Raw genomic sequence first — 12,292 nt, forward strand, 5'->3', positions numbered from 1 at the left:
GTGCCCAGTGAAGCAGCGGTCCCGGCACCCGGGCAGCCGATCCGACGCGAGCTGGGCCCGACGCTCCGCAAGCACGCCGACGCCCTGATCTGCGTCGGGCTCGTGCTCGCGAGCCTCCTCGTCGGCATCGTCCAGGTACCGAAGCACTCGATGGTCTCGCCGATCGACGAGTACGTCTACATCGACGCCGTCGCCAAGGTCCCCACTCAGCTCGTGGTCCGCCAGGGCGAGGAGGTGGGCGACTTCGCTCGACGGTACCTGGCCTGTCACAGCGTGCGGCTCATCGGGATCTACCCCGAGTCGCTGTGCGCGGCCCCCACGACCGACGACGACGCCGAGTACCCCAACGAGGGCCGCACGACGGCCGACATCTACGTGCCGCTCTACTTCGCGACGACCTGGCTGCTCGCGCAGCCGCTGACCTGGTTCGGCGTCGACCTCGTCGATGCCGGGCGCTCGGTCGGCGCGCTCTGGCTCGCGCTCGCGGCGGTCGCCCTCTTCCTCGCCTTGCGCCGGCTCGCGATCCCGCGCGCGCTCGCCGCCGCCTTGCCGGTGCTCCTCGTCGGGTCCCTCGCCGCCTACTGGTCGAACACCTACATCAGCACGGATGCCACGGCCCTCGCAGCGGGATCGGTGCTCCTCCTCACCGCCGTCCGCGTGCGTGAGGGGTCCGCATCGCCGTGGTGGTTCGGTGCGCTGTCGGTCCTGTTCGTGCTGTTCAAGCTCCAGAACATCGTCGCGGTCTTGGCCGTGGGCCTCTTCCTCATGCTGTGCGCCATCCGGGAGGTGCGGGGCGCCGAGCGGCCCGTCAGCGCCTGGCTGCGCCACCGCTGGGTCTGGGCATCGGCCCTGACTGTCGTCGTGGCAGCGCTCGCCCAGATCGGCTGGGTGGTTCTGCGGCGGGTTCTCGCGGTGGACCTCGGCGTTCGCCAGGGGGTCGACAGCGATTTGAGCGCGACGGCGATCGCGCGCGAGTTCTTCAAGTTCCTGCCCGGTGCGGCGACCGGGGCGAGCGCCCCGGAGGCGCTCGGTCTCGCCGCCGTGTTCATCGGGGGAGTGACGGCGCTCCTCGTCGTCGGAGGCGTGATCGGGGTCATCGGTGCCCGCCGCGGCCTGTCCGCGGCGAGCAACCTCGGCGTCGCGACACTCGTCGTCTCCGCGCTGTCGGCACCGATCCTGGCCCTCGTGACGGTGATCGTGGCGGGGGAATTCGTGCCGCTCGTGCCGCGCTACGGCATGTCGATCGTCCCGATCGCCTTCGCGTGCGTCGCCCTTCTGTTCCAGCGCCGCCGCTGGGTCCAGGTCCCGCTGCTCGTCCTCTCGCTCGTGCTCTTCGCGGCCTCGCTCACGATCGAGGGCTGAGTCAGCTCGCTTCGCGCGCCCCGAACGCCCGCCGGTACGCCATCGGAGAGGTCTGCAGCACCCGCACGAAGTGGTGCCGCATGACGGCGGCGGTGCCGAAGCCCGTCTCCTGAGCGATCTGCTCGAGCCCGAGGTCGGTCTCCTCGAGAAGCTGCTGGGCACGGATGATCCGCTGCCGGTTGAGCCACGCCGCCGGAGTCGTGCCCATGTCGGCGCGGAAGCGCCGCGCGAATGTCCGGCTCGACATGAGGGCCTTGCGGGCGAGCTGGTCGACGGTGAGGTCCTCGTGCAGGTTCTCGAGCATCCACTGGGCGACGAGCGCGAACGAGTCGCTCTTGCACTCGGCGATCGGCGCGTCGATGTACTGGGACTGGCCCCCGTCGCGCTGCGGGGGCACGACCATCCGACGGGCGATGACGTTGGTGGCAGCGGCGCCGTGCTCCTTGCGCACGATGTGCAGGGCCGCGTCGATACCGGCGGCGGTCCCGGCACTCGTGACGACCTTGCGGTCCTCGACGAAGAGCACGTCGGGGTCTACTTCGGTCTTCGGGTACATCGCCGAGAGCTTGTCCGTGTGCATCCAGTGCGTCGTCGACTTCCGGCCGTCGAGGATGCCCGCCTGGCCGAGTGTGAAGGCGCCGCTGCAGACGCTCAGCACCCACGCGCCGCGGGCCTCGGCGGCGCGGATCGCCTCGAGGTAGCGGGGGTCGACGTCCTCGATCACGTGGGCGGGGACGGCGAGCAGGTCGGCGTCGGCCGCGATGGAGAGGTCGTCGGCGATGTGCATGTCGAAGCCGAGGCTCGTAGTCACCGGACCCGGATCGGCGGTGGCGATGCGGAAGTCGAACTTCGGTCCGCCGCTGTCGCTGCGGTCGACGCCGAACACCTCGCAGACGACGCCGAACTCGAAGGGGGCGACGCCCGGGATCGCGAGGGCGACGACGCTGCGCAGCATGGGGCCTCCTTGGCAGGAACTGTTCGAAGTATGTCCATGCTGCCAGTCGTGGCGGAAATCTGCAATCCGTAGCGTTACTGCCATGATCGCTTTCACTCTCGTACTGGCAGGCCTCGCCCTTGCGGGCGCCGTGGCGAGCATCCGTACCACCCTCAGCGACGGGTACCGACGGGTGCCTACCCGATCGCGGTAGTTTGGGAGCCATGACCTGGCTCGTCACTGGTGGTGCTGGCTACATCGGATCGCACGTCGTCCGGGCTCTCGGGGCAGCCGGGCTGCCGTCGGTGGTGCTCGACGACCTCTCGAGCGGGCACGAGTCCTTCGTGCCCGGCGACGTGCCGTTCGTCCGCGGCTCGATCCTCGACGGCTCGCTCCTGCTCCAGGTCCTCGAGGACCACCGGATCACCGGGGTCATCCACGTCGCCGGCTTCAAGTACGCGGGCGTCTCGGTCACCCAGCCGCTGCACACCTACGAGCAGAACGTGACCGGCACGCAGCGGCTGCTCGCGGCGATGGAATCCCACGGGGTCGACCGGATCGTGTTCTCCTCGAGCGCTGCGGTCTACGGCACGCCTGACACCGATCTCGTCACCGAGCAGACGCCCAAGAACCCGCAGTCGCCCTACGGCGAGTCCAAGCTCATCGGAGAGTGGCTGCTGCGCGACCAGGCGGTGGCGCGCGGCTTGCGCCACACCTCCCTGCGCTACTTCAACGTGGTCGGATCCGGGGATGCCTCGCTCTACGACTCGAGCCCGCACAACCTCCTCCCGCTCGTGTTCACCGCGCTCGTCGAGGGTCGGACGCCGCGCATCAATGGAAACGACTACCCGACGCCGGACGGCACGAACGTGCGCGACTACATCCACGTCTCCGACCTCGCCCTCGCTCACGTCGTCGCCGCCCAGCGGCTCGACGCGGGCGACGAGCTCGAGCCGGCGTACAACCTCGGGTCCGGGTCGGGCTCGTCGGTGGGGGAGATCATGGCGACGGTCGCGGAGGTCACGGGCATCCCGTTCACGCCGGAGATCGCGCCCCGCAGGCCGGGCGACCCCGCCCGGATCGTCGCCGCGGGCGACCTCGCGGCCCGCGACCTCGACTGGCGGATGCGGCACTCGCTGCGCGAGATGGTCGAGACGCAATGGATAGCGACACGCGGGGCCGCACAACCCTCCGAGTGAAGTTGAAGCCCATATGATCCGCGACTTGACGCGAGGGTAACTACACCGATGTAATTATCCCTAGCGGCGGATGGCAGTTGGGCGTCCGCCGGAGGGGAGATGAGCATGGCGAGCAATGTCAGTCGCGCGCCGCACGGCCCCGGGGTGCCCGACGACTGGTTCGTAGACCCGATCCGCCTGGGGGTTCCGGGGGTCCGGCAGCCGGTCGAGGACGACGACAACCCGCTGGCCTGGCAGTCGGACTCGCTGTGCGCGCAGACCGACCCGGAGGCGTTCTTCCCCGAGAAGGGCGGCTCGACGCGCGACGCGAAGAAGATCTGCGCCTCGTGCGAGGTCCGCGCCCAGTGCCTCGAGTACGCGCTCGAGAACGACGAGCGCTTCGGTATCTGGGGCGGACTGTCCGAGCGCGAGCGCCGCAAGCTGCGCAAAAGGGCCTAACGGCCGTGTCACACCGGGGCTGAGCGCACCCGCCGCATAGTCTCGATTCGATGCAGCCGAGAGTCACCGCAGTTCTCGTCGCCCGCAACGGCGCCGACTACCTGCCCCGAACCCTTGCCGCTATTGCGGCGCAGACTCGGCGACCCGATTCGCTGCTCCTCGTCGACTCCAGTTCGTCCGACTCGACCGGCAGCCTGCTCTCCGACTTCGGCGGCGCGGTGATCACCACCCCGGGTCGCCGCTCCTTCGGCGACGCCATCGCCCACGCGCTGCAGGTGAGCGGCGGCGGCTCCGCGGAGAACGACTGGCTGTGGCTGCTGGGTCACGACAACGCGCCAGAGCCGGGTGCGCTCGCGGCGCTGCTCGGCGCTGTCGAGGTCGCCCCGTCGGTGGCCGTCGCCGGTCCCAAGCTCATGCGCTGGGACGCGGCCGACACGATCGCAGCCTTCGGCGAGACCATCACGACCTTCGGCCGATCGGTGCAGCTCGTCAGCGATGAGCTCGACCAGGCCCAGTACGACGTGCAGAGCGATCTCCTCGCCGTCGCGGCCGGGGGGATGCTCGTGCGCCGCTCCGTGTGGGTGGCGCTCGGCGGCTTCGACCCCGGGCTGCCCTCGGTGGATGCCGCACTCGACTTCTGCGCTCGCACGCGACTCGCCGGCCACCGGGTCGTCGGTGTCCCGGCCGCGCGCGTCGCGACCGCGGGACCTCCCGAACTGTTCGGTAGGCGCTCCCTGTCGGCGGGCGCCCAGAACCGCGTCCGGCGTGCCGCGCAGCTCCACCGCCGCCTCGCGTGGGCTCCGACGATCGCCGTGCCGCTGCACTGGCTGACCCTCGTGCCGCTCGCCGTCCTGCGCTCGCTCGTGCACCTCGTCGCCAAACGACCCGGGTCGGTCGGGGGCGAGCTCGCGGCGGGGATCGGGGCGGCGTTCGACGGCTCCGTGCCGAGCGCCCGCCGGAGCATCCGTCGGTCCCGGGTGCTGGGCTGGCCGGCTGTCGACGCGTTCCGGATGTCGACCGGGCAGGTGCGCGAGCGCCGCGCGCAGGAGCGGGCCGCCGCCGCTGTCGCGTTCTCGGGTCATCGCGAGGGCCCCGGGTTCTTCGGGGGAGGGGGCGCGTGGGTCGTGCTCGTCGCCCTGGTCATCGGACTTATCGCGTTCGGTCGCTTCCTCGGGGTCGGCGCGCTCTCCGGCGGCGGACTCGTTCCGCTGTCGTCGACGGTCGCCGAGCTGTGGTCCCACGTCGGCTACGGCTGGCATGACATCGGCCTCGGATTCCTGGGTGCCGCGGATCCGTTCGCGGTCGTCCTGGCCGTGCTCGGCTCGATCACGTTCTGGTCGCCCTCGTTCTCGATCGTTCTGCTCTACCTGGCGGCCCTCCCGCTTGCCGCCCTCGGGGCGTGGTGGTGCGCCGCCGCGTTCTCCCGCCGGGGGTGGGGACCCTCCGTCGCCGCCATCGCGTGGGCGCTCGCGCCGCCCTTCCTCGCGTCGCTCGCCGGCGGCCACCTCGGCGCGGTGATCGCGCACATCCTCCTGCCCACCCTCGTGCTCGCGATCGTTCGCGCCGCGCGCAGCTGGGCCATGGCGGCCGTCGCCGCGCTGCTCTTCGCGGCGGTCGCGGCCTCCGCTCCCGTTCTCGTCCCGGCGCTCGCGGTCATGCTCGTCGCCTGGATGCTCGCCCGCCCCCGCGGCATCCCCCGTCTCCTCGGCATCCCGATCCCCGCCGCCGCGCTCTTCGCTCCGCTCGTCGTGGACCAGCTCGGTCGCGGCTCGTGGCTCGCGCTCCTCGCGGAGCCGGGCGTGCCCGTGCTGCAGGCGGCCCCCTCGGGCTGGCAGCTGGCGCTCGGCGCCCCCACCGGGCAGTTGCACGGCTGGGATGCCCTGCTCGCCCCGCTCGGATTGCCGGGACTCGTCCCGCACGTGGCCGTCCTCGTGCTGCTCGCGCCCCTCGCCGTGCTCTCGCTGCTGTCGCTCTTCCTTCCCGGGTCGACCCGCTCGATCCCGATCCTCCTCGTCGCGCTCCTCGGGTTCGCCACCGCCGTGGCGAGCACGCACATCGCCGTGACCCTCGTGGGCTCGCAGGCGACGCCGATCTGGGCGGGGGCCGGGCTGAGCCTCTACTGGTTGGGGCTCGTGGGCGGTGCCGTCGTCGCCCTCGACGCACTCGGGTCGCGGGCGGGCGTCCCTGCCTGGGTCGCCGGGCTCGCCCTGGTCGCCGTCGCAGTGCCCGCCGTGGTCTCCGGCTCGTCGGGGTCGACCGCCGTCGTGGAGTCCTCCGGGCGGCTCCTCCCGGCGTTCGTCACGGCCGAGGCCTCGTCGCGGCCCGATCTCGGCACACTCGAACTGCGCGCGGAGCCGGACGGCGGACTCGCCGTCACCCTCCACCGCGGAGTCGGGACGACCCTCGACGAGCAGTCGACTCTCGCCGCGACCGCGACCGAGCTCACGGACGACGACGTCCGACTCGCGCAGCTGGCGGGCAACCTGGCCTCGCGCAGCGGCTTCGACATCGCGGCCGAGCTCGACGCGCTGCAGATCGCGTTCGTCGTCCTCCCCGCGCCGGCCGCGACCGAAGAGGCGGAGGCGACGCAGTTGCGCACGGCCGAGTCGCTCGACGGCAACCGGCTGCTCACCCCGGTCGGTGCCACGAGCGCGGGCTATCTGTGGGCGTTCGAGGGCCTCGCCGAGGGTGAGGCGCCGAGCGGCCCGCGGCCGACGGATTCGCCGTGGGGACTCGGCATCCTCATCGGCCAGGGGATCGTGTTCGGCCTCACGCTCCTGCTCGCGATCCCGACGACGCGCCGCCGCCGCGTTCGCTCGGCCCGCGGCTCCGACAGCGACGAGTCCGAGTCCGCCTCGGGCGAGGAGGCCGTCGATGACTGATATCGAGCCCACCGGCGACGCCGTCGAGCGCGACGACCCCTTCGTCGACCAGCCCGACGAGGACTTCCGGGAGAGCCGCGCCCCGGTCACCGTCCGCGGAGTCGCGATCGTCGGAGCGCGCGTCGTCACGGGGGCGATCGGCATCGGGGTCGCTGCCGCGGCCATCGCGGTCGCCGCGCTCGTGCCCCTGCCCCGCGTCGCCTCGCAGGCCCCGAGCGAGCTCGTGGTTCCCGTTCCGACGGCGCAGCAGCTCGTGTGCGCCGGCCCGCTCCTGCGGCTCTCCGACGAGTCGGGACAGGAGGCCACCCAGGCGTCGCCGATCGGGGTCCCGGAGCTCGCCTCCGACTCGAGCTCCGGTGCCGTGACCAGTGACCCGCTCGACCAGTCCGACGCGGGCTCCGGCGGAACGGATGCCGCACCTCGCGTGATCTCGACGCCGCCGAACGAGGCCGACCCGAGCGAGCGCATCCTCCTCTCGGGTGCTCAGTCGCAGAGCGTCTCCGACGGCGACTTCGTCGGCCTCGCGGCGGCCGACTGCGGCGTCGCCTCGGCCGACGTCTGGCTCGCGGGCGGTGCGACGACGGTCGGCCGGACCACCCTGCTCACGCTCAACAACCCGACCGAGGTGCCCGCCACCGTCGACCTCGAGCTATTCGGTGAGAACGGTCCGATCGTGGCTCCCGGTACGAGCGGCATCGTCGTGCCCCCCAGCGGGCAGCGCGTGCTCTCGCTCGCAGGTTTCGCCCCGGATGTCGAATCGCCCGTCGTGCACGTGACGAGCGCCGGCGGCCAGGTCGTCGCCGAGCTCCAGCAGTCGATCGTGCGCGGCCTCGTCGCCGGCGGCGCCGAAATCGTCGGACCCACCCAGTCGCCGTCCCTGGAGACGGTCATCCCGGGACTCGTCATCTCGGGCGGCGCGGACATCGAGGAGAACCTCGGCCTCGGGCCCGGCTTCGAAGATCTGCAGACGGTCCTGCGCGTCTTCGTGCCCGGGGAGGAGCCCGCGCAGGCGACGATCCGAGTCATTCCCGAGGACGGCGTCGGCACCGGGACATCGTTCGAGTTCGAGTTCGATGCCGGGCTCGTCCAGGATGTCCCGATCCCCGACCTCGCGGATGGCACCTACACCGTCCGGGTGGACTCCGAGGTGCCCCTCCTCGCTGCGGCTCGCGCGTCGGCCGCGTCGGGCGACGGCACCGACGTCGTCTGGCTCCCCGCCGCCCCGGCTCTCGGCGAGGTCGCGGCCGTCACGATCGCGCCGGGGCCCTCTCCGAGGCTGCACCTCGCGAACCCTACGACGGCGCCCGTGACGGTCGAGCTCGTCGGCGCGGACGGCGGCGACGACTCCGAGGTCGAGGTCGCGGCCGGCGCCGCGGTGAGCGTGTCTGTCGACCCCGGCGCGAGCTACGTGCTGTCCGGTTTCGACCGGTTGTTCGCGTCGGTCTCCCTCGTGGACGGCGCCCAGATCGCCGGGTACGTCGTGCGACCGCCGGGCGTGGGATCGAGCCCGATCCTGATCTACCCGTAGGGGCCCGGCTACAGGTGCCGGAAGCGCTCGGGGGCGAGGTCCCAGGGGTCCTTGCCCAGCAGCTCCGCCACGGCTCGGAACACGCAGCTCTCGATCATCATCCGGCGGTGCAGCTCGTCGTCGCGGTGCAGCTTCGAGAGTCGCTCGATGGGGAGCCGGTACAGGATGACGCGGCCCTGCTGCGGGAGCACGCGCCAGCGGTCGACCGACCGGCCCCCGCCCAACTGCGCGGGGAGGCCGGCGACCTCGAAGGAGACGTCGGCGAGCTCGTCCGGCCAGAGGTCGCGCAAGTACTCGGCGGTCGACGCGACGGTCATATCGAAGTCGTCGACGCGGGTGTGCAGCAGCGGCAGGTGCGGTCCAGTGACCGCGGAGCGCATTCCGCGCCCGTGGCGGTCCCGCCAGCCGCGACGGGCTGAAGGTGCGCTCACGCGCCGGGGAGACCTGGGCACGACCCCATCCTAGCTTTCCGCGTGCCGCGCAGGCCGGGACGGTGGCCGGTCGTAGGCTGTGCGTGAGATGAGCGAGATCACCGGCCGCCCGTGCAGCAAGGTCGCCTGCAACGACGAGGCCGTGTCCACCCTCACCTACGTCTACGCCGACTCGATGGCCGTCCTCGGCCCCTTGAGCCTCTCGGCCGAGCCGCACTCCTACGACTTGTGCGAGCGTCACGCCGAGCGGCTGTCTGCTCCTCAGGGCTGGCAGGTCGTGCGCCACGTAGTCTTGGGGGCATGAGCTTCTCCTCCCCGGCCGATCTGGCCGCCGTCGTCTTCGACCTGGACGACACCCTCGCCCCGTCGAAGTCGGTGATGGATCCGGCGATGAGCGAGGCGCTCGCGCGGCTCCTCGAGCGCACGGCGGTCTGCATCATTTCGGGGGGTCGCTTCGAGCAGTTCCAGTCCCAGGCGCTGCGGGCGTTCAGCGCCCCCGAGGACGCCATGGACCGGCTTCACCTGATGCCGACGTGCGGCACCCGCTACTACCGGTGGGAGTCGGGCGGATGGTCGCTGCAATACGCCGAAGACCTCACCGATGACGAGAAGGCCCGCACCATAGCGACCCTCGAGGCGGGCGCTCGTGAGCTCGGCCTCTGGGAGCCCGAGCCCTGGGGCGACATCATCGAGGACCGGGGCAGCCAGATCACCTTCTCCGCGCTCGGCCAGCGGGCCCCCGTCGAGGCGAAGACCGCGTGGGACCCGGATGGCTCGAAGAAGCGCGCGCTCGGCGAGTGGGCGGCTCCTCGCCTCCCCGATCTCGAGGTGCGCGGTGGCGGGTCGACGTCGATCGACGTGACGCGCAAGGGGATCGACAAGGCGTACGGGGTGGCCAAGCTCCTCGCCGAGCTCGACGTCGCCAAGGAGAACCTGCTGTTCATCGGGGACCGCCTGGATGAGGCGGGCAACGACTACCCGGTCTTCGAGTTCGGCGTCGCATCCATCCCGGTGCACGGCTGGCGGGACACGCTCGCGACGGTGACGGCCGTGAGCGAGTGGATCGACGAGGGCGGCCCGTTCCCGTTGGAGACGATGACTCCGCTCGCCCAGGTGCGAGAATAGAGGGCATGACCCTCACCACCGCACTCCCGTTCAAGGTCGCCGACCTGTCCCTCGCCGAGGCGGGGCGCCACCAGATCCGACTGGCAGAGAACGAGATGCCGGGGCTCATGGCCCTGCGCGAGGAGTTCGGTCCCACTCAGCCGCTCAAGGGTGCGCGCATCATGGGCTCGCTGCACATGACGGTGCAGACGGCGGTACTCATCGAGACGCTCGTCGCGCTCGGTGCGCAGGTGCGGTGGGTGAGCTGCAACATCTTCTCGACGCAGGATGACGCGGCGGCCGCCATCGCGGTCGGCCCGACCGGCACCGTCGACAACCCCGCGGGCGTCCCCGTGTTCGCGTGGAAGGGCGAGACGCTCGAGGAGTACTGGTGGTGCACCGAGCAGGCCTTCGACTGGTCGGCGGAGGGCTTCGACGGGCCCAACATGATCCTGGACGACGGCGGGGATGCGACGCTCCTCGTGCACAAGGGGCGCGAGTTCGAGCTCGCCGGCGCCGTGCCCGAGACGCAGCCGGGCGACAGCCACGAGTGGGGGGTCATCCTCGACCTGCTGCGTCGGTCGCTCGCCGAGAAGCCGGGCTATTGGACGACGATCGCGGCGGGCATCCAGGGCGTCACCGAGGAGACCACGACGGGCGTGCACCGCCTCTACGAGCTCGCGAAGTCGGGCGACCTGCTGTTCCCGGCGATCAACGTCAACGACTCGGTGACGAAGTCGAAGTTCGACAACAAGTACGGGATCCGCCACTCGCTGCCGGACGGACTGAACCGGGCCACCGACGTGCTCATCGGCGGGAAGGTCGCGTTCGTCGCGGGCTACGGCGATGTCGGCAAGGGGTCGGCGGAGGCGCTCCGCGGTCAGGGCGCCCGAGTGATCGTGAGCGAGATCGACCCGATCTGCGCGCTGCAGGCCGCGATGGACGGCTTCCAGGTCACGACGATCGAGAACGTCCTCGACCAGGTGGACATCTTCGTGACCAGCACGGGCAACGAGAACGTCATCACCGTCGAGCACCTGCAGGGGATGAAGCACCAGGCCATCGTCGCGAACGTCGGGCACTTCGACAACGAGATCGACATGGCGGGGCTCGAGGCGCTGCCGGGAGCCGTGAAGGTCGAGATCAAGCCGCAGGTGCACGAGTGGCGGCTCCCGAACGGGCGCAGCATCCTCGTGCTCTCGGAGGGCCGTCTCATGAACCTCGGCAACGCCACCGGGCACCCGTCGTTCGTGATGAGCAACTCGTTCACCAACCAGGTGCTCGCGCAGATCGAGCTGTGGGCGAACAACGGCGACGGTCGCTACGAGAACAGCGTCTACGTGCTGCCCAAGCACCTCGACGAGAAGGTCGCGCGACTGCACCTGGACGCCCTCGGCGTCGTTCTCACGCAGCTCACGCCGAAGCAGGCCGCGTACATCGGGGTTCCGGTCGAGGGCCCGTACAAGGTGGACCACTACCGGTACTAGGGTCGTCGCCTCTAGTGCCTCGCTGACTGAGGCTCCGGAAGGCGCCTCCGCCGGCTACCCGCGGTCGGGGAAGCCGCGAGGCATGCCCCGCAAGGCCGGGGCGAGTCGCTCCAGACCGCGCTTCTGCAGCTCGAGGGCGGCGAACTCCCGATCCCGTCGGATCGCGGAGACTCCGGCGAGGAAGAGTTCGGGGTCGACGGCGGGCACGGGCGAGACGAAGACGGATGCCTCGTTGGCGAGCCCTGCCGCGAGGCGCGACCGGGTCTGCGGGGTGAGCGCGGTGGCTTGCGCCAGGAACTGCGCGATCCGCCGGGACAGGCCGTCGGGCATCCGGGCCACATCGGCGGTGCGCGACCATTCCTGCAGGACTACGGGCACGCCGAAGACCGGGGTGACGGCGTGCGGGACGCGCTCGTTCTGGCTGTAGGTGCCCGCGACGAGGTCGCCGAGCCGCTGCGAGCGGCTGTTCAGGAGAGCGATGATGGCCGCCCCGCCGCCGAGGGTGCCGAAGATCTCGAACACGCCGGTGAGCGCGCGGATGAAGGCGTGCCGGAACCCGATGGAACCGCCGTCGTCCCGCACGATGCGCGCCCCGACTGCCAGCTTGCCGAGCGACTTGCCCTGCGAGAGCGTCTCGACGGCGGTCGGCACGACGACGATGGCGATCACGAGGCCCACGACCGAGATCGCCCTCGTGAGCGCCTCGTCGAGGCCGAGCTGACCCGCGTAGGTGAGCAGCAGCCACAACAGGAGCAGGTAGGTGCCGAAGTAGGCGACGAAGTCGATCGCGGCTCCCGCCGCGCGCAGCACGAAGGCCGCGGGCCTGAGGTCGAGCGCGACGGCCTCTCCGATGATGAGCCCGTTGGCCGCCTCGTCGTGGGCGACGGCATCCGTGCGGGGGACCGCCGCGGGGGTGCTCATGCCATC

General features: G+C 71.3%; 11 protein-coding genes. 8 read left to right on the forward strand and 3 right to left on the reverse strand.

Going from position 1 to position 12,292, the window contains the following annotated elements; translation table 11 throughout:
* The gene (locus tag Q5716_RS02765) at window positions 1-1,362 is read left to right on the forward strand and encodes a hypothetical protein (RefSeq protein ID WP_305001557.1); all 1,362 of its coding nucleotides are present in this window, start codon (window positions 1-3) and stop codon (window positions 1,360-1,362) included.
* 1 nt (window position 1,363) lies between these two features.
* Here the strand turns inward: Q5716_RS02765 and Q5716_RS02770 are convergent, their stop codons facing one another.
* Entirely contained in the window at window positions 1,364-2,317 is a 954-nt protein-coding gene (locus Q5716_RS02770) for a GlxA family transcriptional regulator (RefSeq protein WP_305001558.1), read from the reverse strand.
* A 203-nt stretch (window positions 2,318-2,520) separates the two neighbouring features.
* On the opposite strand from Q5716_RS02770, the gene galE reads away from it, so the two are divergent.
* The 4 genes from galE to Q5716_RS02790 all read left to right on the forward strand — a co-directional run bounded on the left by galE (window position 2,521) and on the right by Q5716_RS02790 (window position 8,343).
* Window positions 2,521-3,495: a UDP-glucose 4-epimerase GalE gene (gene galE / locus Q5716_RS02775; protein WP_305001559.1), complete on the forward strand. Its 975-nt coding sequence runs from the start codon at window positions 2,521-2,523 to the stop codon at window positions 3,493-3,495.
* 105 nt (window positions 3,496-3,600) lie between these two features.
* Window positions 3,601-3,933, forward strand: coding sequence for a WhiB family transcriptional regulator (locus Q5716_RS02780; protein ID WP_305001560.1), 333 nt, complete (start codon window positions 3,601-3,603; stop codon window positions 3,931-3,933).
* Window positions 3,934-3,983: 50 nt separating this feature from the next.
* A complete protein-coding gene (locus Q5716_RS02785; RefSeq protein WP_305001561.1) occupies window positions 3,984-6,815 on the forward strand; it encodes a glycosyltransferase in 2,832 nt (943 codons plus the stop codon).
* The gene (locus Q5716_RS02790) at window positions 6,808-8,343 is read left to right on the forward strand and encodes a DUF5719 family protein (RefSeq protein ID WP_305001562.1); all 1,536 of its coding nucleotides are present in this window, start codon (window positions 6,808-6,810) and stop codon (window positions 8,341-8,343) included. The genes Q5716_RS02785 and Q5716_RS02790 overlap by 8 nt, the downstream gene beginning before the upstream one ends.
* Window positions 8,344-8,351: 8 nt before the next feature.
* On the opposite strand, the gene Q5716_RS02795 is transcribed toward Q5716_RS02790, so the two are convergent.
* On the reverse strand, window positions 8,352-8,795 hold the full coding sequence (locus Q5716_RS02795; RefSeq protein WP_305001563.1) for a metallopeptidase family protein: 444 nt from the start codon (window positions 8,793-8,795) through the stop codon (window positions 8,352-8,354).
* Window positions 8,796-8,862: 67 nt separating this feature from the next.
* Here Q5716_RS02795 and Q5716_RS02800 point away from each other — a divergent pair, with 67 nt between their 5' ends.
* The 3 genes from Q5716_RS02800 to ahcY are packed head-to-tail and all read left to right on the forward strand — an operon-like array spanning window position 8,863 to window position 11,365.
* Window positions 8,863-9,078, forward strand: a complete 216-nt coding sequence (locus tag Q5716_RS02800; protein WP_305001564.1) for a DUF3499 family protein — start codon at window positions 8,863-8,865, stop codon at window positions 9,076-9,078.
* Window positions 9,075-9,899, forward strand: coding sequence for an HAD-IIB family hydrolase (locus tag Q5716_RS02805; RefSeq protein ID WP_305001565.1), 825 nt, complete (start codon window positions 9,075-9,077; stop codon window positions 9,897-9,899). Before Q5716_RS02800 ends, Q5716_RS02805 begins: the two co-directional genes overlap by 4 nt.
* Before the next feature lie 5 nt (window positions 9,900-9,904).
* Window positions 9,905-11,365: an adenosylhomocysteinase gene (gene ahcY, locus Q5716_RS02810; RefSeq protein ID WP_305001566.1), complete on the forward strand. Its 1,461-nt coding sequence runs from the start codon at window positions 9,905-9,907 to the stop codon at window positions 11,363-11,365.
* Window positions 11,366-11,419: 54 nt separating this feature from the next.
* On the opposite strand, the gene Q5716_RS02815 is transcribed toward ahcY, so the two are convergent.
* On the reverse strand, window positions 11,420-12,286 hold the full coding sequence (locus Q5716_RS02815) for an RDD family protein (protein WP_305001567.1): 867 nt from the start codon (window positions 12,284-12,286) through the stop codon (window positions 11,420-11,422).
* Window positions 12,287-12,292 lie beyond the last annotated feature (6 nt).

The sequence above is a fragment of the Antiquaquibacter soli genome (assembly GCF_030580675.1).
Taxonomy (GTDB): domain Bacteria; phylum Actinomycetota; class Actinomycetes; order Actinomycetales; family Microbacteriaceae; genus Rhodoglobus; species Rhodoglobus soli.